Origin of the sequence: Hydrogenophaga sp. R2 (assembly GCF_049843595.1) — a bacterium.
Taxonomy (GTDB): Bacteria; Pseudomonadota; Gammaproteobacteria; order Burkholderiales; family Burkholderiaceae_C; genus Hydrogenophaga.
This window is the reverse complement of sequence record NZ_JBBHZN010000004.1, coordinates 298,776-316,656: the sequence shown is the minus strand read 5'-3', so window position 1 is coordinate 316,656 and position 17,881 is coordinate 298,776. Positions and strand designations below refer to the sequence as shown.

Genomic DNA, 17,881 nt, shown 5'->3' with positions numbered 1-17,881 from the left:
GGGTCAGTCGAACCGCAGGTCGGCCCGCACGGCCTGGCCGGTGCGCAGCATGAAGCCGTCGCCGGCGGTGACGATGGCATTCATGCCGAAGGTCACCGCGCCGCCCACCCGCGGGTCCTGGCGGTAGGTCTGCAGCACATCGCCGACCTGGTAGCTGCGCAGGGCGGTGTCGGGGTCGATGTCGGGAATGGGGCAACGGGCGCAGGGCTTGACCGGCTCGATGACCGCCTCGCCCTGGTCGGTGGCAATCGTCATGGGGCCGCTGCGGTCTTCGTCGTGGGCGGCCAGGCCGCCCAGCACGATGTTGGGCCGAAAGCGCCGCATGTCCACCGGCGCATGGCCGGCCGCGCGCAGCCGCTGGTTCAGGTCGTCCAGCGAGGCCCGGCTGGTCACCAGCAGGCCGAAACCGTCGGCGAACTGGGTGTGGGACTCGTGTTCGCCGGTCCAGGCCGGGTCGCAGCGGCGCATGGCCACCGGGTCGAACCGGGCCAGGCGCAGCCGCTGCAGACCCTTGGGCGCATCGGGCGACAGGAAGTCGGTGAACCATTGCGCGGCCACGTCGCCCATGTCGTAAGCCTCCACCTCGTCGTCCCAGACCCGCACGCGGGCGGGCTTCTCGGCAGCGTCCAGCGCCAGGTGCAGGGCCAGCATGCCCGGGGCCTTGAGCTGCAGCTGCCCCATGCGGAAGGCCGGCTGGATGAGCGCCATGCGGGGCAGCTCGCGCTGGCTCACGAAATCGCCCTGCTCGTCCACCACCATCCAGGCGCGGTCGTAGGTGAGCCCGGTGTCCGACAGCTCGGCCTCGGGCAGGCGCACGCCGGCACACGATTTCACCGGGTAGACCCAGAGTTCTTCGATGGTCGCATTCAGGTCGCTGGAGGCTGTCTGGTTCATGGAGCGTCTCGGGAACGGTTCGGAGGGGGGCCGGTCACACACGGCGTATCCGGCAGAAAGCGCCGGATTGTGCCCTGCTCCTAGAATCCAGCCCATGCCTTCCAACACCCCCCGAGCCGGCGGCGTCCGGCGCCACGACGTCGCCATCCGGGGCACGGGCGTGGTCGGTCTGACGCTGGCCCTGTTGCTGGCCCGGGAGCGGCTGCGGGTGGCCCTGGTGGGCCACAGCGCGCCGGCCGGTGCGGCCGATGTGCGCGCCTATGCCCTGAACGCAGCCTCGAAGGCGGTGCTGGGCTCGGTGCGGGCCTGGCCGGAGGATGCGCCGGGCCAGGTGCCCGCCGTCACGCCGGTGCGGGCCATGAAGGTGCACGGCGACGACGGCGGCGAGCTGCGTTTCGACGCAGCACCCCTGGGGGCCGAGGCCCTGACCTGGATCGTGGACGTGCCCGCGCTGGAACGCCGTCTGGCGGACGCGGTGCAGTTCCAGCCCGGCATCGAACGCCTGGACGAAGCCCCGCCGGCCGCGCTCACCGTGGTGTGCGAAGGCCGGCGCAGCAGCACCCGCGCCGCACTCGGCATCGACTTCGACGTCCGGCCCTACCCCCACAAGGCCCTGGCCGCGCGCCTGTCCACCACCCTGCCCCACGGCGGTGTGGCCCGGCAGTGGTTCGTGGACGGCGAGGTGCTGGCCCTGCTGCCGCTGGACGGTGCCGACGGCCGCACGGTGGCGCTGGTCTGGTCGCTGCCGCCGGACCGGGCCGATGCCCTGCAGCAGGCCGGCGGTGCCGAACTCGCCGCGGCCGTGCAGCAGCGCTGCCACGCCGCGCTGGGCGACATGACCCTGCTGGGCGCCGCCCAGAGCTGGCCGCTGGAGCGTTCGGTGGCCCGCCAATGGACCGCCCGCACCGAGCAGGGCATGGTGGCCCTGGCCGGTGACGCCGCGCATGCGGTGCATCCCCTGGCCGGTCAGGGGCTCAACCTGGGTCTGGCCGACGCGGCCGAACTGGCCCGCGTGCTGGCCGGCCGCGAATACTGGCGCGAGGTGGGCGATGCCCGCCTGCTGCGCCGCTTCGAGCGCGCCCGCGCCGCCGACGTGCAGGCCATGGGCCTGGTCACCGACGGCCTGTTCGGCCTGTTCTCGCACGACGACACCCGCATCCAGGGGCTGCGCAACTGGGGGCTGTCCGCCTTCGACCGCAGCGGCCCGCTCAAGCGCTGGCTGGTGCGCCAGGCCATGGGCCAGGGCACCTGACCCCCTCTTCTCCTCACGACCCCACACCCCGCCATGAAACGAATCGCCCACCTGCTGATGGCCGCCCTGCTCGGCCTGTCCTTCGCGGCCTCGGCCCAGGAAGCCACCATCCGCAAGAACCTGTCCGAGCGCCTGCCCACGCTGCCCCGCATCGACGAGATCAGCAAGACGCCCATGCCCGGCATCTTTGAAGTGCGCATCAACCAGACCGACATCTTCTACACCGATGCCGAGGGCAACTACCTGATCCAGGGTTCGATGTTCGACACCCGCCAGCGCATCGACCTGACCGAAGAGCGCGTCAACAAGCTCACCGCCATCAGCTTCAAGGACCTGCCCCTGAAGGACGCCTTCACCCTGGTGAGGGGCAAGGGCACCCGCACGATCGCGGTGTTCGAAGACCCGAACTGCGGCTTCTGCAAGCGCTTCGAGCGCGACCTGATGAAGGTCGACGACATCACGGTGCATGTGTTCCTCTACCCCATCCTGAGTGCGGATTCGACCGAGAAGTCGCGCAACATCTGGTGCGCCAAGGACAAGGGCAAGGCCTACGTGGACTGGATGGTCAACAACGTCACCCCGCCGGCCGCCAGCTGCGACGCCGCCGCGCTGGAGCGCAACGTGGCCTTCGGCCGCAAGGCCCGCATCACCGGCACGCCCACCATCATCTTTGCCGACGGCAGCCGCGTGCCGGGCGCGCTCAGCCCCGAACAGCTCGAAGCCCGCCTGAAGCAGACCGCCACCAAATGAACACCACGTCGCCCCGCGCCCTGACACCCGGCCCGGATCCCGCCCGGCGCCTGATCGATCTGCTGGGCTACGGCGGCCTGCTGCCGTTTGCCGGCCTGGCACTGTTGCTGTGGCTGGTCACGCCCGATCTGGCGCCCTGGGTGGCCATGGCGCTGTCGGCCTACGCCGCACTCATCGCCTCCTTCCTGGGCGGCATCCACTGGGGTGTGGCCTGGCAGCGCATGGAACGCGGGCAGGACCAGGCACGCACCCACCTGGCCTGGGGCGTGGCGCCTTCGCTGCTGGCCTGGCCCGGCGTGGTGATGCCCGCCTACGCCGGCCTGGTGTGGCTGGCGCTGGTGCTGGTGGTCTGCTACCTGGTGGACCGCCGGCTCTACCCGGCCGCCGGCCTCTCGGCCTGGCTGCCCCTGCGCTTCCGGCTCTCGTCGGTGGCCGCGCTGTGCTGCCTGATCGGGGCGGGGGCGACATGAGCCCGGTGCAGTACACGGTGGCGGTGCGCGACGCCCATGCCCACCTGTTCGACATCACCCTCACGGTGGCAGCGGCCGGGCGCCGCCAGGTCCTGGCGCTGCCGGTGTGGATTCCGGGCAGCTACCTGGTGCGCGAGTTCTCGCAGCACCTGCAGGGGCTCAGTGCCACCAGCAACGGCCGGCCGGTGGCCCTGCAGCAGCTGGACAAGCACCGCTGGCGGGCCGAGGTCGAGGCCGGCGCCAGGCTCACCGTGTCGTACCAGGTCTATGCCTTCGATGCCTCGGTGCGCACCGCCTTTCTGGACAGCACCCGCGGCTTCTTCAACGGCACCAGCACCTGCCTGCGCGTGGTGGGCCAGGAAGACCGCCCGCACACATTGACCATCGCGCCCGGCGCAGCCCCGGCCGGCTGGCGAGTGGCCACCGGACTGAAGCCGACCCAGGTGGATGCCGATGGCTGGGGCCGCTACAGCGCCGCCGACTACGACGAACTGGTCGACTGCCCGGTGGAGCTGGGCAGCTTCTGGAGCGGCGAGTTCACCGCCTGCGGCGTGCCGCACCGTTTCGTGGTCAGCGGCGCCGGTGCCTGGTTCGACGGGGATCGGCTGCTGGACGACACCCGCCGCATCTGCGAGGCCCAGATCCGTTTCTGGCACGGCGACCAGGCCCCGCCGTTCCAGCGCTATGTGTTCATGCTGCACGCCAGCGCCGACGGCTACGGCGGGCTGGAGCACCGCAACAGCACCGCGCTGATCTGCCAGCGCGCCGACCTGCCCCGCCGCGCCGACAAGCCCCGCGCGCTCAAGGCCACCGACGGCTACACCACCCTGCTGGGGCTGATCAGCCACGAGTACTTCCACACCTGGAACGTCAAGCGCCTGCGCCCGGCCGAGTTCGCCCGCTACGACTACGACCGCGAGAACTACACCGGGCTGCTGTGGTTCTTCGAGGGCTTCACCAGCTACTACGACGACCTGTTCCTGCGCCGTGCCGGCCTGATCGACGATGCCACCTGGCTGCAGCTGCAGGCCAAGAACATCAACCCGCTGCGCCAGACGCCCGGGCGCCTGGTGCAGACGGTGGCCCAGGCCAGCTTCGATGCCTGGGTGAAGTACTACCGGGTGGGCGAGAACACCCCCAACGCCACCGTGAGCTATTACGGCAAGGGCGCCCTGGTGGCGCTGTGCCTGGACCTCACCCTGCGGCAGAGCGGCAGCTCGCTGGACGATGCCATGCGCGCCCTGTGGGAGCGCACCGGCGGCGGGCCGCTGCGCGAGGCCGACGTGCGCCGCGTGCTGCGCCAGCTCGCCGGCCGCAGCCTGGACGCCGAGCTCGACGCCTGGGTGCACAGCACCGCCGAGCTGCCGGTAGAGAGCCTGCTGCAGGCGGCTGGCGTGAAGGTGCAGGACGAGCCGGTGCCCCTGGCCCAGCAGCTGGGCCTGCGGGTGAGCGAGACCGGCGGCGCGGTGCAGATCAAGACCGTGCTGCGCGGCTCGGCGGCCGAGGCCGCCGGCCTGGCCGCCGGGGACGAGTGGCTGGGCATCGAGCTGGCACCGCTCAAGCGGGGTCAGGCGGCCGAGGCCTGGCGCATCGGCAAGCTCGACGAGGTGGCCTGGCTGCGCGGTGCGCGCCCTCGGCTGGTGGCACTCGTCTCGCGCGACCGCCGCCTGCTGCGCTGCCCGCTGGAATGGCCGGCCGCCGCACAGGCGGTGCGCCTGTCTGCGCAGGATGCGGCCGCCGTGGGCCGCTGGCTGGGCGGCTGAGCCCGGTTCGGCTTCAGGCCGGTGGCAGGCGGCTGGCCCAGGCCTGATCGAACTGCTGCACCACGCCGGCGCCCTTCATGTTGCGCAGGCCGTCGCGGATGCGCGGCAGCTGGGCCTGCAGCTCGGCCGCCGTCTTGCAGCCCTCGACCTTCATGGCCAGCGATTCGCCCATGGGGCCGAGCTGGTCGTTGATGAATCGCACCACGCCCTTGCGGGCCTCGGCCAGGGGCAGCACCTCGATGACGACCGATGCCGCACCCGTTGCGGCCTGGACGGCCGACGGGGCGGCCGCAGCGGGTGCCACTGGCGCAGCGGCGCGGGGCGCCTCGATCCATCCCTGCTGTTCCAGCTGTTCCAGCAGCGCCACCGCACCGTCGCCGCCCAGCAGCTGGTTGAACTCTTCGACGCGGCGTTTGCCGTCGACCATGATGAGCAACGACCGCAGGCGCGGGCCCAGCGCCGGCGGGCGATTGGTCAACGCCTCGCGACCCGCGTCGGTCTTGGAAAACACGGTGTTCTTGTCCATGGACTCCCTTGGTTGCCGGCACTGTAGGACACGCGGTGCCCGGCAGCCTATCCGGGTTGACCGCAGTGAACTTAGGTTTTAGGGCCGCCGCATGACCGCGTCATTTCGGACGCTGGTCGACCACCCGCCGCGCCTTGCCCTGGCTGCGCTCCACCCCGCCTTCGGGCCGCAGCGTGATGTGGGCGCTGGTGCCGATGAAGGTCTTGATGTCGTGCTGCAGCCGCGCAGCGGCGGCCGATGCCGCCTCGCTGGTGGGCGAGACGCCCGGCGCGGTCTCCACCACCACGGTCAGCTCGTCCATGGGGCCGCTGCGGGTCAGCACGCACTGGTAGTGCGCGCTGAGCTCGGGGCGCTGCAGGATCAGCTCCTCGATCTGGGTCGGGAAGACGTTGACGCCGCGCACGATCATCATGTCGTCGCTGCGGCCGGTGATCTTCTCCATGCGGCGCATGCTGCGGGCCGTGCCGGGCAGCAGGCGCGTCAGATCCCGGGTGCGGTAACGGATGATGGGCAGCGCTTCCTTGGTCAGGCTGGTGAACACCAGCTCGCCGGGCTGGCCGTCGGGCAGCACCTCGCCGGTCTCGGGGTCGATGATCTCGGGGTAGAAGTGGTCTTCCCAGATGGTGGGGCCGTCCTTGGTCTCCACGCACTCGTTAGCCACGCCGGGGCCGATCACTTCCGACAGGCCGTAGATGTCCACCGCATCGATGCCCATGCGGGCCTCGATGGCCACACGCATGTCGTTGGTCCAGGGCTCGGCACCGAAGATGCCGGTGCGCAGGCTGGATTCGCGCGGGTCCAGGCCGATGCGCTGGAACTCGTCCGCAATGGCCAGCATGTAGCTGGGCGTGACCATGATGATGTCGGGCCGGAAGTCCTGGATCAGCTGCACCTGGCGCTCGGTCTGGCCGCCGCCGAAGGGCACCACGGTCAGGCCCAGCTTTTCTGCGCCGTAGTGCGCGCCCAGGCCGCCGGTGAACAGGCCGTAGCCATAGCTGATGTGCACCAGGTCGCCGCGCCGCGCACCGGCCGCGCGGATGCTGCGTGCCACCACGCCGGCCCACATGTCGATGTCGCGCGCGGTGTAGCCCACCACCGTGGGCTTGCCGGTGGTGCCGCTGCTGGCGTGGATGCGGGCGCACTGCTCGCGCGGCACGGCGAACATGCCCCAGGGGTAGCTCTCGCGCAGGTCCTGCTTGGTGGTGAAGGGGAACTTCGCCAGATCGGCCAGGCTGTGCAGGTCGTCCGGGTGCACGCCGGCCGCGTCGAACTTGGCGCGATACACCGGCGAATTGGCGTAGGCGTGGCGCAGCGTGGCCTTCAGGCGCTTGAGCTGCAGCGACCGCAGCTCGTCCACGCTGGCGGTTTCAATGGGGTCGAGCGGCAGGCCGCCGGCAGAGAGTCGGGTCATGGCTGGTCCTCGGGGAACACGGTGCCGGCGATCTGGGCGCTCTTGCCCCGGAACAGGGCCACCGCCTCGCCGCGCTGGTTGGTGACCTTCATGTCGTAGATGCCGTGGCGGCCGCTGAGGGTCTGCTCCAGGCCCTCGCAGGTGAGCACGTCGCCCTCGTGAGATGGCCGCAGGAACTCGATGCTGCAGCCGGCCGCCACCGCATTGCGGTTGTGGCTGTTGCAGGCAAACGCAAAGGTGGAGTCGGCCAGGGTGAACACGAAACCGCCATGGCAGATGCGGTGGCCGTTGAGGTGCCGGGGCGTCACCACCATGCGCATCACGGCGCGGCCCGGCTCGCAGGCCAGCAGCTCCATGCCCATGGTGTCGCGGCTGGCCACATCGTTGGCGAACATGGTCTCGCCCACCTGGCGGGCGCGTTGCTCGGGTGTCATCAGGCCCCCTTGAACTGAGGGGCGCGCTTCTGGCGGAACGCCATCACGCCTTCGATGTAGTCGTGCGTGCGGCCCAGCGCCGACTGGGTGTCGCGCTCGGCATCGAGCTGCTCGCTGAAGCTGCGGGTGCCGGCGGCGCGCAGCAGTTCGCGCGTGGCCACCAGCGCCTTGGTGGGCATGACGGCCAGACGCTCGGCCATGGCCATGGAGGCGCCCAGGCAGTCGTCGGACACGTCCCAGATCATTCCCCAGTCGCGGGCCTGCGCGGCCGGCAGCTTGTCGCCGGTCATGGCCAGCGCCATGGCGCGGGCCAGACCGAGGCGCTCCACCAGCAGCCAGCTGCCGCCGGCGTCCGGAATCAGGCCGATCTTGCTGAAGGCCTGGATGAAGCTGGCACCGGGTGCGGCAATGGCGATGTCGCAGCACATGACCAGCGAGGCACCGGCCCCGGCGGCCACGCCATTGACCGCCGCCACCACCGGCATGCGCAGGGCCTGCAGGCGGCGCGCCGTGGGGTTGAAGGCCTGCTCGATGACCGGGCCCGGGTCGGCGCGTTCCACCAGGTCGGGACCGGGTTCGAAATCGAATTCCGACAGATCGGCACCGGCGCAGAAGCCGCGCCCGGCCCCGGTGATGACCATGGCGCGGATGGCCGGGTTGGCCTCGGCGCGGTCGAGCGCGGCCCAGAGGTCGCGGTGCATGGCGCGGGTGAAGCTGTTCAGCGCCTCGGGCCGGTTGAGCGTGAGCAGGGCCACGGCCCCGCGCTCCTCGTACCGCACGGTGGGTTCGGTCATGTTGTCTCCTCGGTCGGATGGCGGCCAGGACGGCATGGGTCCTGGCCTGCTGCGGTGCAATGTAGCATTCGCCAACCAGTCGGTCGGTTAATGTTTTCCCGGGGTTGTACCCCGGTATAGTGTCCGGCTGATCCCGATTTTTCCCTTGCAAGGACCCCTGCATGAGCACCACCCCCGAGACCATCCTGGTTCGCACCGAAGGCCGCGTCGGCATCGTCACCCTGAACCGGCCCAAGCAGCTCAATGCGCTGAACGACCAGCTCATGAACGAGCTGGGCGCGGCGCTGGCCGCCTTCGACGCCGACCCCGAGATCGGCTGCATGATCGTCACCGGCAGCGAGAAGGCCTTTGCCGCCGGCGCCGACATCGGTGCCATGGCCAAGTACAGCTTTGCCGACGTGTACGTGGGCGACTACATCACCCGCAACTGGGAAACCATCCGCAGCGTGCGCAAGCCGGTGATCGCGGCCGTGTCGGGCTTTGCCCTGGGCGGCGGCTGCGAGCTGGCCATGATGTGCGACTTCATCATCGCCGCCGACAACGCGAAGTTCGGCCAGCCCGAGATCAAGCTCGGCGTGATTCCGGGTGCCGGCGGCAGCCAGCGCCTGCCGCGCGCCGTGGGCAAGTCCAAGGCCATGGACATGTGCCTGACCGGCCGCATGATGGACGCCACCGAGGCCGAACGGGCCGGTCTGGTGAGCCGCGTGGTGCCGCTGGACAAGCTGATGGACGAGGCCCTGGGCGCGGCACTCAGCATCTGCGACTATTCGCTGCCCAGCGTGATGGCGGCCAAGGAAGCGGTGAACCGTGCGTTCGAAGGCTCGCTGTCCGACGGCGTGATGTTCGAGCGCCGCCTGTTCCACGCGCTGTTCGCCACCGAAGACCAGAAGGAAGGCATGGACGCCTTCGTCAACAAGCGGGCCCCGGCCTGGAAGCACCGTTGAAGACGGCCTGAATTTCGGTCTATAATGTCGGCTTTCGGCGATATAGCTCAGTTGGTTAGAGCGCAGCATTCATAATGCTGATGTCGGTGGTTCAAGTCCACCTATCGCCACCAGATTCGATCCACACGATCAGGCAAGGGCGGGTACCGGCAACGGCACCCGCCCTTCTTCATTTCGGGCCCCATCCTCGGCCCCATCCTCGGCTTCATTCCCGGCAAACCGCATGGCCCTCAAGTCCACCATCTTCAAGGCGAACCTGCAGATCGCCGACATCGACCACGGTTACTACGCCGACCATGCGCTCACCCTGGCCCGCCATCCCAGCGAGACCGACGAACGCATGATGGTGCGCCTGGTGGCGCTGGCCCTGCAGGCCCACGAGCTGCAGGACACCTGCCGCGGTGACGGCACCCTGGCCTTCGGCGCCGGCCTGTCCGACCCGGAAGACCCCGATGTCTCGCTGACCGACTTCACCGGCCGCAAGCGCCTGTGGATCGAGGTCGGCCAGCCTGAGGACAAGCCACTGGCCAAGGCCTGCAGCAAGGCCGATGCGGTGATCGTCTATGCCTTCGGCAGTGCGGCCGATGTGTGGTGGCGTGGCATCGAGACCAAACTCACCCGGCTCGACCGCCTGCAGGTATGGCGCCTGCCCACCGAGGTGGCGCCCGCGCTGGCCGCCCTGGCCGAACGCAGCATGCAGCTGCAGGCCACGGTGCAGGAAGGCGGCCTCACGCTCAGCAGCAACATGGGCAGCGTGCAGGTCGACGCCATCCGCTGGAAGTGACCCTGGGCCTCAGCGGCCCATCCACATCTTCACGAAGGCCCCGTCGGGGTCGTGTTCACGCGCCTGCTTTTCCGGGTTGAAGCGCCGGCCGCCACGCGGGTCGGTGCCGCGCCCGCTGATGTAGAGCCAGTTGCCGTGGTTGCTGTGCACGTCGTGGTCCAGCAGCAGGTGCTCGAACCAGGCGGCACCGGCGCGCCAGTCGCCACCCAGGTCGTGGATCAGGTAGCTCGCCACCAGCTGGCGCAGGCGGTTGCTCATGAAGCCGGTGGCGGCCAGTTCGCGCATGGCCGCGTCCACCAGCGGCTCGCCGGTGCGCCCGGCCTGCCAGCGCGCAAAGCCCTGCGGGTTGTGGCGCGGCGGGGGTTGATCGGTCAGGCCACGGCCCCGGTAGAGCTTGCGGCCGAAGCGGTGGTGCAGCAGCCGGAAATGCTCGCGCCACAGCAGCTCGAACACGATCCAGCGGCTGCCGTCGCTCGCGCCTTCCCGCGCCTCGTGCGCCAGCAGCTCGGCATGGATCTGCCGGGGCGAGAGCGCGCCGGTGGCCAGCCAGGGCGAGAACTTGGTGGAGAAGCCGGTGCCCGAGAGGCTGTTGCGCGTGGCCTTGTACTGGCGCGGCAGCGGGCCGGCGAAGTAGCGCTGCACATGGGCCAGGGCGTCGCGGGCCGAGCCGGTCCAGCCGGGTCGGGCATAGGGGAAGGAGCTGCGCGGGTCGTCTCCGCCGGACGCGTCCACCGCCGGCAGCACCGGCTCGGGCAGGCCGGTGGTGTCGGGCAGCGGCGGCAGGCTGCGGGGTGCGGCCAGGGGCGCATGCACCGGCGTGCGTTCGCCCTCCACAGCGTGGCGGAAGGGGGCGAACACGGTGGGCACGGCACCGGGCTTGAACGGCAGGTCGACCAGATCGAACAGGCTGGTGGGCGCCACGGTGAGCACCTGGAAACCGGCCTGCGCGCCGGCGCGCCGCAGCGCCGCCACGTCGTCCTGCTCGTACGGCGCCACCTCGGCCTGGGTCACCACCACATCGATGGCCGCCGCCTGGACCAGGGCGGTGATCACCGCCACCGGATCGCCGGACTGCGCCCACAGGCGGCTGCCCAGCGCCCGCAGGCCACGGTCGAGGTCGGCCACCGCATCGGCCTGGAAGCGCGCGCGGTGCGGCCCCAGCGGGGTCATGCCCCATGGGCCGGGCTGGTGCCAGCGCGCCTCGTCCACCCACACCGGCAGCAGCGCGGCAGCGTCCATCGCGGCGCGCAGCCCGGGCAGGTCGGCCAGGCGCAGGTCGCGGCGGAACCAGTGGATGACGCGCTTTCCGGTGCACTGGCGCGCCACCTGCACCGGCGACTGACCGGCGTCGATGCCGGCCAGGCCACCCTCAGCGCGGGGCACGTCCGTGCTCCACCCAGATCAGGCCTTTCGTGTCCACGCCGAGCGACGCGGCCTGGGCCAGCAGCTTCTCGCGCACGGCGGCGTCCAGCGTGCGTTCGCGCGCCAGGATCCACAGGTAGCCGGTGTCGGGGCCGATCACCATGGCCCAGCGGTAGTCGGGGTCCAGCGCCACCACGTGGTAGCCGCCGAAGAAGGGGCCGAAGAAGCTCACCTTGAGCGAGCCGGTCTGGCGGTCGCCGATGAACAGCGCGCGGCCTTCGGCCTCTTTCCAGACGCCCTTGACCGGGTCAAAACCCCGGTTGAGCACCGACACGCTGCCATCCGCCTTGAGCGCGTAGGTGGCGTTCACGTCGGTCAGGCCGCGCTCGAAGGCATGGTCGAGCCGGGCGATCTCGTACCAGGTGCCCAGGTAACGCTGCACATCGAAGGGGCTCACCGGCACCGCGCCCTTGGGCACGCCGGTGAAGCAGCCGGCGAGCAGGGTGGAAGACAGCAGGGCGGCGCCCAGCAGGCCGGCAGACAGCCAGCGGCGTCGGGGCAAAGAGGTCGGGTTTGACATGGATCAGCAGGCCCGCCACGGGTGCGGGCGCAGAATGGACGTCTGTTGATTCTGGCTGCCTGCCCCCTGCCCTGCAGGCGCAGGGATATGGAGCTTCCCCGACCATGCGACGACTGCCCGGCCACACCCGCACCCCCTACGGACGCGAACGCGTGGTGCTGCGTCGCCTGCCGGTGTGGTTGCTCGGGGGCACCGTGGTGCCCGCCATGAGCGCCGGCATGGCCCGGCTGTGGCCCTGGGAGCTGCCGGCGGCCGAGCTGGCGGCCCGCATCGGGCTGATCGACATCCTGGCGGTGGCGGTGGTCATCCTGTGGTGGACCGCGCTGTTCACCGTGGGCATCGGCGCCTTCATCGTGATGGTCATGAAAGGACCGGCCTACGTGGCCGACGCCTACCCGCTGGTGGACGCCGACCAGCCGGCCGAAGGCCCCGTGCGAAAATGACGCTTTCCCACAGCCTCTGGATCTACACCATGAACCGCTGCATTCCGTTCTCCGCCCTGGCACTGGCCGCAGGTCTGCTGCTCGGCAGCCTGCCCGCCCAGGCCCAGTCGCTCAAGCGCCCTTTCCCCAAGGATGCCCTGCGCGGCACGCTGGAAATGACCCAACCCCCCTACGGCCGCATGGACGACCGCGAGGTGCGGCTCTCCCCCGGCGCCCGGATCCTGAGCGACAACAACACCGTGCTGCGCCCGGCCTCCCTGGTGGGCAAGGAAGTGGTGGTGAACTACAAGGTCGACGGGCGAGGCCAGATCCAGATGGTCTGGATCCTCACCCCCGAAGAACGCAAGGAAGAACGCCGCACCCTGGGCGTGACCCGCAACTACGTCTTCGAGTCCATGATCCCCGAGCCCGACCCGCGCGCCTACAAGCCGCCGGTCAAGCCGGCCGCCGACTGACCCCCTCCCTGCCGCTGCGGCACCACCGAGGTGCCGCCGGCATCCCCTTGCATTGCTGTCGGCGCCGACCGCCGACGCCCACGCCGGGCCTGCCCCTGCCCCGGCGTTCCAGGAGCCATTCCATGACCCGCAAAGTTTTCATCAAGACCTTCGGCTGCCAGATGAACGAGTACGACTCGGACAAGATGGCCGACGTGCTGGGCGCTGCCCAGGGCTACGAACCCACGCAGGACGTGGAAGAGGCCGACCTGATCCTGTTCAACACCTGTTCGGTGCGCGAGAAGGCGCAGGAGAAGGTGTTCTCCGACCTGGGCCGGGTGAAGCACCTCAAGAAGAAGGGCGTGCTGATCGGCGTGGGCGGCTGCGTGGCCAGCCAGGAAGGCGCCGAGATCATCAAGCGCGCGCCCTTCGTGGACGTGGTGTTCGGCCCGCAGACCCTGCACCGCCTGCCCGAGCTGCTGAACCAGCGCCAGCAGCAGGAGCGGCCGCAGGTGGACATCAGCTTCCCCGAGATCGAGAAGTTCGACCACCTGCCGCCGGCCAAGGTGGAGGGCGCCTCGGCGTTTGTGTCCATCATGGAAGGCTGCTCCAAGTACTGCAGCTACTGCGTGGTGCCCTACACCCGGGGCGAAGAGGTCAGCCGCCCGTTCGACGACGTGCTGGTGGAGGTGGCCGGGCTGGCCGACCAGGGCGTGCGCGAGGTGACGCTGCTGGGCCAGAACGTGAACGCCTACCGCGGCGCCATGGGCAACACGGCCGAGATCGCCGACTTCGCCCTGCTGCTGGAATACGTGGCCGCCATCCCCGGCATCGAGCGCATCCGCTACACCACCAGCCACCCCAACGAGTTCACCCCGCGCCTGATCGAGGCCTATGCCCGCATCCCGCAGCTGGTGAACCACCTGCACCTGCCGGTGCAGCACGGATCGGACCGCATCCTCATGGCCATGAAGCGCGGCTACACCGCCATGGAATACAAGAGCACCATCCGCAAGCTGCGGGCCATCCGGCCCGACATCTCCATGAGCAGCGACTTCATCGTCGGCTTCCCCGGCGAGACCGAGGACGACTTCGGCAAGATGATGAAGCTCATCGAGGACGTGGGCTTCGACAGCAGCTTCAGCTTCATCTTCAGCCCGCGCCCGGGCACCCCGGCGGCCAACCTGCCGGACGACACGCCGCACGAGGTCAAGCTGCAGCGCCTGCAACACCTGCAGGCCACCATCGAGGCCAACGTGCGCCGCATCAGCGCCAGCCGCGAAGGCACGGTGCAGCGCATCCTGGTGGAGGGCCCCTCGCGCCGGCCCGGCCCGGGTGGCGCGGCCGAACTCATGGGCCGCACCGAGTGCAACCGCATCGTCAACTTCGACGGCGGCCCGAACGGCGCCCGCCTGGTCGGCCAGATGATCGACGTGCGCATCACCCAGGCCCTGCCGCACTCGCTGCGCGGCGACGTGCTGACCGTCGAGGCGTGAAACCGTCGTCGCTGTCGTTCCAGCAGATGCTGCTGGTGGCGTTCCTGCTGATCGGAGCGCTGCTGGGGGCCGCTGCGGTGCGCGCGCTGTTCTCGCTGGAGTCGCTCATGGCGCAGGGCCGCGAGGGGGCCGATCAGGCCATCGCGCTGTCCACCGCCGCCCAGTCGCTGGGGGAACGCAGCGTGGCCATGGAGCGGGCGGCCCGGCAGTCGCTGGTGCTGCGCGACCGGCAGCTGCGCCAGCGTTTCGACGAGGCCGCCCGGCAGGCCGCCACCACGCTGGACCGGCTCACCGCCAACGACCTGCCCGACGAGTTCGCCCGCCCCTGGCGCGAGCAGATCCAGGCCATCGGCCATCTGCTCGATGGCCCGCCCGAGACCGCACTCGACCGCGAACGCGAGGTGGCGCGGGCCTTCCGCGAACTCGACGGCTACACCACGCTGATCGCCCAGCAGGTGCAGAGCCTGATCACGCAACGCAACGAGGCGCTGCAGGCCCGCTTCGAGACCAGCCGCCAGCAGCTGGCCCAGCAGGTGCTGGGCTCCATCGGCCTGGCCGCCGCGCTGGCGGTGGGCTTCGGTGTGTGGCTGGCGCGGCCGTTCCAGCGGCTGGAAAAAGCCATCGTGGCCCTGGGCGAGAACCAGCTGGAAGCCCCCATCGACATCCCCGGCCCGACCGACGTGCGCCGGGTCAGCCAGCAGCTCGACTGGCTGCGCCTGCGCCTGACCGAACTGGACGCCGACAAGGCGCGCTTCCTGCGCCACATCTCGCACGAGCTCAAGACGCCCCTGGCCTCGCTGCGCGAAGGCGTGGCGGTGCTGGGCGACGGCGTGGCCGGGCCGCTGACCCCCGATCAGGCCGAGGTGGTGCGCATCCTGCAGCACAACACAGGCCAGCTGCAGGACCAGATCGAGGCCCTGCTGCGCTTCAATGCCGCCGCCTTCGAGGCGCGGCAGCTCAAGCGCGAACGCACCGACCTGCTCACCCTGACCAACGACCAGGTACAGGCACAACGGCTGCACTGGCAGGCGCGCGGCCTGCTGGTGCGGGTGGAAGGCTCGCCGGTGGTGCTGCCGCTGGACCGCGAGAAGATGGCCTCGGCCCTGGGCAACCTGCTGCTCAACGCCATCCGCTTCTCGCCCGACGGCGGCGTGATCCGGGTGCTGGTGAACGACCTGCCCGGGCGCGCCAGCGTGGACATCATCGACCAGGGGCCCGGCGTGGCCGAGCCCGACCGCGAACGCATCTTCGAGCCTTTCTACCGGGGCCAGCGCCAGCCGCCGCAAGCGGTCAAGGGCACCGGCATCGGCCTGTCCATCGTCCATGAATACGTGGTCGCCCACGGTGGGCGCGTATCCCTGGTGCCGCAACCCGGCGGCGCCCATTTCCGCATCGAGCTACCCCATGCCAGCTGACACCCTGCCTTCCCTGCGACGCCCACGCCTGGTCGCCGCCCTGCTGCTGGCGCTGTCGCTGCTGGCCAGCGCCTGCAGCGCCACCCCGGCCGCCGCCGACGACCGTGTGGCCGTGGCCCATGTGCTGGCCTACGCCGACCGGGTGCGCCAGCTGGGGCCCGCCGAACTCGCCACCGAGATCGCCAGCCTGGGCGACGGGGGCGACGTGCCCCACCTGCAGCTGCAGCTGGCCCTGGCGCTGGTGCAGACCCACCAGCCGGTGGACACCGCCCGCGCCCTGGGCCTGGTGCAGCGGGTGACCACCAGCACCCAGCCCCAGGCCGCCGCGCTGCAGCCCCTGGCCCGGCTGCTGGCCGCGCGCCTGATGGAACAGCGCCGGCTGGAAGACCTGGCCGACCGGCAGGCCCAGCAGATCCGCGACGCGCAGCGCCGCATCGACCAGCTCAACGAGCGGCTGGAGGCCATGCGCGCCATCGAACGCAGCCTCACGCCACGCACGCCGCGGCCGCCTGCGCCCTGAGCCCGCCGCAGCCACACCACCCCGGAACCATCGCGCCTGCCACCTGTCCCACCGCCATGGCCGACACCGCTTCTTCCCCCCAGGCCGTCACCACCACCGCGCGCCGTGCGCGCCTGCTGGTGGTGGACGACGATGCCGACATGCTGCGCCTGCTGTCCATGCGCCTGGGCGCGGCCGGCTACCAGGTGAGCGCCGTGGGCTCGGCCGAGGCCGCGCTGGCGCAGCTCGACATCGAACGGCCCCAGGTGGTGGTGTCGGACGTGCGCCTGCCCGGCCGCGACGGCCTGGCCCTGTTCGACGACATCCGGGCGCGGCACCCGTCGCTGCCGGTGATCCTGCTCACCGCGCACGGCACCATCCCCGACGCGGTGGAGGCCACCTCGCGCGGCGTGTTCAGCTACCTCACCAAGCCCTTCGAGGCCCGCGAACTGCTGGAGAAGATCGGCCAGGCGCTGGCCCTGGGCTCCAGCGAAGGCCCGAGCGAACCGGTGGACGAGGCCTGGCGGTCGGAGATCGTCAGCCGCTCCAGCCGCATGGCCGATCTGCTGGCCGAGGCCCGCATGGTGGCCCGCAGCGACGCCAGCGTGCTGCTGCGCGGCGACTCCGGCACCGGCAAGGAGGTGCTGGCGCGCGCCATCCACAAGGCCAGCAGGCGCGCCGGCAAGCCCTTCATCGCGGTCAACTGCGGCGCCATCCCGGAGGCGCTGCTGGAGTCCGAGCTGTTCGGTCACGTCAAGGGCGCCTTCACCGACGCGGTGGCCCACCACAAGGGCCTGTTCCAGGCGGCCGACGGCGGCACCCTGCTGCTCGACGAGATCGGCGACATGCCGCCGGCCCTGCAGGTCAAGCTGCTGCGGGTGCTGCAGGAACGCGCGGTGCGCCCGCTGGGGTCCAGCCAGTCCATCCCGGTGGACGTGCGCATCGTCTCGGCCACCCACCGCGACCTGGAGGCCGCCATGGCGCAGGGGCAGTTCCGCGAAGACCTGTACTACCGCCTCAACGTGGTCACGCTCACCCTGCCTACGTTAGCCGAGCGGCGCGAGGACATCGCCCTGCTGGCCAACCACTTCCTGGCGAAGCTCGCGGCCAAGTACGGCAAGCGCAGTTCCGGCTTCGCGCCCGAGGCCCTCAAGGCCCTCACCCTGGCCAGCTGGCCGGGCAATGTGCGCCAGCTCTACAACGTGGTGGAGCAGGTCTGTGCCCTGGCCACCACCCCGCTGGTGTCGCTGGCGCTGGTGCAGCGCGCCCTGCGCACGCCGGCGGTGGAGGTGCTGAGCTATGCCGAGGCCAAGCAGCGCTTCGAGCGCGACTACCTGGTGGGCCTGCTGAAGATGACCGACGGCAACGTGGCCGACGCCGCCCGCCTGGCCGAACGCAACCGCACCGAGTTCTACCGCCTGCTGCAGAAGCACGCGCTCACCCCGGGCCTGTTCAAGAACGACGGCGGCGGGGCCGGCACCGAGCCTGTCGCCACAGAGTGACAGCCACAAGCCGTTGATCTGCAACGGTTTTTTCTCTGCACGTCACAGGCCTGTCGCCATCCGGCGACAAAAAACGCGGGTTTACCCTGATATTTCGGCCTGTGTCGCCATGACACACCTGCGCCAGC

General features: G+C 70.5%; 19 protein-coding genes and 1 tRNA gene. 13 read left to right on the top strand and 7 right to left on the bottom strand.

All coding sequences use genetic code 11. The annotated features are described in order from the left end of the window. Positions 1-3: 3 nt before the first annotated feature. Entirely contained in the window at positions 4-894 is an 891-nt protein-coding gene (locus WD026_RS14900) for an MOSC domain-containing protein (protein ID WP_425724445.1), read from the bottom strand. 94 nt (positions 895-988) lie between these two features. Between WD026_RS14900 and WD026_RS14895 the strand changes: the two genes are divergently transcribed. Genes WD026_RS14895 through WD026_RS14880 form a run of 4 tightly spaced genes read left to right on the top strand, consistent with a single transcriptional unit; the run spans position 989 to position 5,129 of the window. After that, positions 989-2,146: an FAD-dependent monooxygenase gene (locus tag WD026_RS14895; RefSeq protein WP_425724444.1), complete on the top strand. Its 1,158-nt coding sequence runs from the start codon at positions 989-991 to the stop codon at positions 2,144-2,146. A gap of 33 nt (positions 2,147-2,179) precedes the next feature. Continuing rightward, complete coding sequence (locus tag WD026_RS14890) at positions 2,180-2,896, top strand: DsbC family protein (RefSeq protein ID WP_425724443.1); 717 nt, start codon at positions 2,180-2,182, stop codon at positions 2,894-2,896. After that, positions 2,893-3,366 (top strand): DUF3429 domain-containing protein, encoded by a 474-nt coding sequence (locus WD026_RS14885; RefSeq protein ID WP_425724442.1) that lies wholly within the window; start codon positions 2,893-2,895, stop codon positions 3,364-3,366. Before WD026_RS14890 ends, WD026_RS14885 begins: the two co-directional genes overlap by 4 nt. Beyond that, on the top strand, positions 3,363-5,129 hold the full coding sequence (locus WD026_RS14880) for a M61 family metallopeptidase (RefSeq protein WP_425724441.1): 1,767 nt from the start codon (positions 3,363-3,365) through the stop codon (positions 5,127-5,129). Before WD026_RS14885 ends, WD026_RS14880 begins: the two co-directional genes overlap by 4 nt. Before the next feature lie 13 nt (positions 5,130-5,142). On the opposite strand, the gene WD026_RS14875 is transcribed toward WD026_RS14880, so the two are convergent. The 4 genes from WD026_RS14875 to WD026_RS14860 all read right to left on the bottom strand — a co-directional run bounded on the left by WD026_RS14875 (position 5,143) and on the right by WD026_RS14860 (position 8,294). After that, entirely contained in the window at positions 5,143-5,655 is a 513-nt protein-coding gene (locus tag WD026_RS14875) for a hypothetical protein (protein WP_425724440.1), read from the bottom strand. Between the two features lie 100 nt (positions 5,656-5,755). After that, entirely contained in the window at positions 5,756-7,066 is a 1,311-nt protein-coding gene (gene paaK, locus WD026_RS14870; protein WP_425724439.1) for a phenylacetate--CoA ligase PaaK, read from the bottom strand. Further along, complete coding sequence (gene paaI / locus WD026_RS14865; protein ID WP_425724438.1) at positions 7,063-7,500, bottom strand: hydroxyphenylacetyl-CoA thioesterase PaaI; 438 nt, start codon at positions 7,498-7,500, stop codon at positions 7,063-7,065. Before paaI ends, paaK begins: the two co-directional genes overlap by 4 nt. Further along, positions 7,500-8,294, bottom strand: a complete 795-nt coding sequence (locus WD026_RS14860; protein WP_425724437.1) for an enoyl-CoA hydratase-related protein — start codon at positions 8,292-8,294, stop codon at positions 7,500-7,502. Before WD026_RS14860 ends, paaI begins: the two co-directional genes overlap by 1 nt. A 161-nt stretch (positions 8,295-8,455) precedes the next feature. On the opposite strand from WD026_RS14860, the gene WD026_RS14855 reads away from it, so the two are divergent. The 3 genes from WD026_RS14855 to WD026_RS14845 all read left to right on the top strand — a co-directional run bounded on the left by WD026_RS14855 (position 8,456) and on the right by WD026_RS14845 (position 10,022). After that, positions 8,456-9,238, top strand: coding sequence for an enoyl-CoA hydratase (locus WD026_RS14855; protein ID WP_425724436.1), 783 nt, complete (start codon positions 8,456-8,458; stop codon positions 9,236-9,238). Between the two features lie 36 nt (positions 9,239-9,274). Next, positions 9,275-9,351, top strand: a tRNA-Met gene (locus WD026_RS14850). A 110-nt stretch (positions 9,352-9,461) separates the two neighbouring features. Further along, entirely contained in the window at positions 9,462-10,022 is a 561-nt protein-coding gene (locus WD026_RS14845; RefSeq protein ID WP_425724435.1) for a YaeQ family protein, read from the top strand. Positions 10,023-10,031: 9 nt separating this feature from the next. On the opposite strand, the gene WD026_RS14840 is transcribed toward WD026_RS14845, so the two are convergent. Both WD026_RS14840 and WD026_RS14835 read right to left on the bottom strand, forming a co-directional pair. Further along, the gene (locus tag WD026_RS14840) at positions 10,032-11,405 is read right to left on the bottom strand and encodes a DASH family cryptochrome (RefSeq protein ID WP_425724434.1); all 1,374 of its coding nucleotides are present in this window, start codon (positions 11,403-11,405) and stop codon (positions 10,032-10,034) included. Further along, complete coding sequence (locus tag WD026_RS14835) at positions 11,392-11,964, bottom strand: lipocalin family protein (protein WP_425724433.1); 573 nt, start codon at positions 11,962-11,964, stop codon at positions 11,392-11,394. The genes WD026_RS14840 and WD026_RS14835 overlap by 14 nt, the downstream gene beginning before the upstream one ends. Before the next feature lie 104 nt (positions 11,965-12,068). On the opposite strand from WD026_RS14835, the gene WD026_RS14830 reads away from it, so the two are divergent. From WD026_RS14830 to WD026_RS14805, 6 genes are all read left to right on the top strand, one after another. Beyond that, positions 12,069-12,407 carry a hypothetical protein gene (locus WD026_RS14830; RefSeq protein WP_425724432.1) on the top strand — a complete coding sequence of 113 codons (339 nt, stop codon included), beginning with the start codon at positions 12,069-12,071 and terminating at the stop codon, positions 12,405-12,407. Beyond that, positions 12,404-12,862, top strand: a complete 459-nt coding sequence (locus WD026_RS14825) for a hypothetical protein (protein ID WP_425724431.1) — start codon at positions 12,404-12,406, stop codon at positions 12,860-12,862. Before WD026_RS14830 ends, WD026_RS14825 begins: the two co-directional genes overlap by 4 nt. A 122-nt stretch (positions 12,863-12,984) precedes the next feature. Further along, on the top strand, positions 12,985-14,337 hold the full coding sequence (gene miaB / locus WD026_RS14820; RefSeq protein WP_425724430.1) for a tRNA (N6-isopentenyl adenosine(37)-C2)-methylthiotransferase MiaB: 1,353 nt from the start codon (positions 12,985-12,987) through the stop codon (positions 14,335-14,337). A 26-nt stretch (positions 14,338-14,363) separates the two neighbouring features. After that, a complete protein-coding gene (locus WD026_RS14815) occupies positions 14,364-15,752 on the top strand; it encodes an ATP-binding protein (protein WP_425724498.1) in 1,389 nt (462 codons plus the stop codon). After that, positions 15,742-16,272: a hypothetical protein gene (locus WD026_RS14810; RefSeq protein ID WP_425724429.1), complete on the top strand. Its 531-nt coding sequence runs from the start codon at positions 15,742-15,744 to the stop codon at positions 16,270-16,272. The genes WD026_RS14815 and WD026_RS14810 overlap by 11 nt, the downstream gene beginning before the upstream one ends. Positions 16,273-16,328: 56 nt before the next feature. Beyond that, entirely contained in the window at positions 16,329-17,753 is a 1,425-nt protein-coding gene (locus WD026_RS14805) for a sigma 54-interacting transcriptional regulator (RefSeq protein WP_425724428.1), read from the top strand. The last annotated feature ends 128 nt before the right edge of the window (positions 17,754-17,881 follow it).

Bases quoted from the DNA above. Each gene is read 5' to 3' on its own strand.
- WD026_RS14855 (WP_425724436.1), top strand. From the start codon at position 8,456: ATGAGCACCACCCCCGAGACCATCCTGGTTCGCACCGAAGGCCGCGTC.
- WD026_RS14815 (WP_425724498.1), top strand. From the start codon at position 14,364: ATGCTGCTGGTGGCGTTCCTGCTGATCGGAGCGCTGCTGGGGGCCGCT.
- WD026_RS14875 (WP_425724440.1), bottom strand. From the start codon at position 5,655: ATGGACAAGAACACCGTGTTTTCCAAGACCGACGCGGGTCGCGAGGCG.
- WD026_RS14830 (WP_425724432.1), top strand. From the start codon at position 12,069: ATGCGACGACTGCCCGGCCACACCCGCACCCCCTACGGACGCGAACGC.
- WD026_RS14845 (WP_425724435.1), top strand. From the start codon at position 9,462: ATGGCCCTCAAGTCCACCATCTTCAAGGCGAACCTGCAGATCGCCGAC.
- WD026_RS14895 (WP_425724444.1), top strand. From the start codon at position 989: ATGCCTTCCAACACCCCCCGAGCCGGCGGCGTCCGGCGCCACGACGTC.
- WD026_RS14835 (WP_425724433.1), bottom strand. From the start codon at position 11,964: ATGTCAAACCCGACCTCTTTGCCCCGACGCCGCTGGCTGTCTGCCGGC.
- paaI (WP_425724438.1), bottom strand. From the start codon at position 7,500: ATGACACCCGAGCAACGCGCCCGCCAGGTGGGCGAGACCATGTTCGCC.
- WD026_RS14890 (WP_425724443.1), top strand. From the start codon at position 2,180: ATGAAACGAATCGCCCACCTGCTGATGGCCGCCCTGCTCGGCCTGTCC.
- WD026_RS14825 (WP_425724431.1), top strand. From the start codon at position 12,404: ATGACGCTTTCCCACAGCCTCTGGATCTACACCATGAACCGCTGCATT.
- WD026_RS14810 (WP_425724429.1), top strand. From the start codon at position 15,742: ATGCCAGCTGACACCCTGCCTTCCCTGCGACGCCCACGCCTGGTCGCC.
- miaB (WP_425724430.1), top strand. From the start codon at position 12,985: ATGACCCGCAAAGTTTTCATCAAGACCTTCGGCTGCCAGATGAACGAG.
- WD026_RS14805 (WP_425724428.1), top strand. From the start codon at position 16,329: ATGGCCGACACCGCTTCTTCCCCCCAGGCCGTCACCACCACCGCGCGC.
- paaK (WP_425724439.1), bottom strand. From the start codon at position 7,066: ATGACCCGACTCTCTGCCGGCGGCCTGCCGCTCGACCCCATTGAAACC.
- WD026_RS14885 (WP_425724442.1), top strand. From the start codon at position 2,893: ATGAACACCACGTCGCCCCGCGCCCTGACACCCGGCCCGGATCCCGCC.
- WD026_RS14860 (WP_425724437.1), bottom strand. From the start codon at position 8,294: ATGACCGAACCCACCGTGCGGTACGAGGAGCGCGGGGCCGTGGCCCTG.
- WD026_RS14880 (WP_425724441.1), top strand. From the start codon at position 3,363: ATGAGCCCGGTGCAGTACACGGTGGCGGTGCGCGACGCCCATGCCCAC.
- WD026_RS14900 (WP_425724445.1), bottom strand. From the start codon at position 894: ATGAACCAGACAGCCTCCAGCGACCTGAATGCGACCATCGAAGAACTC.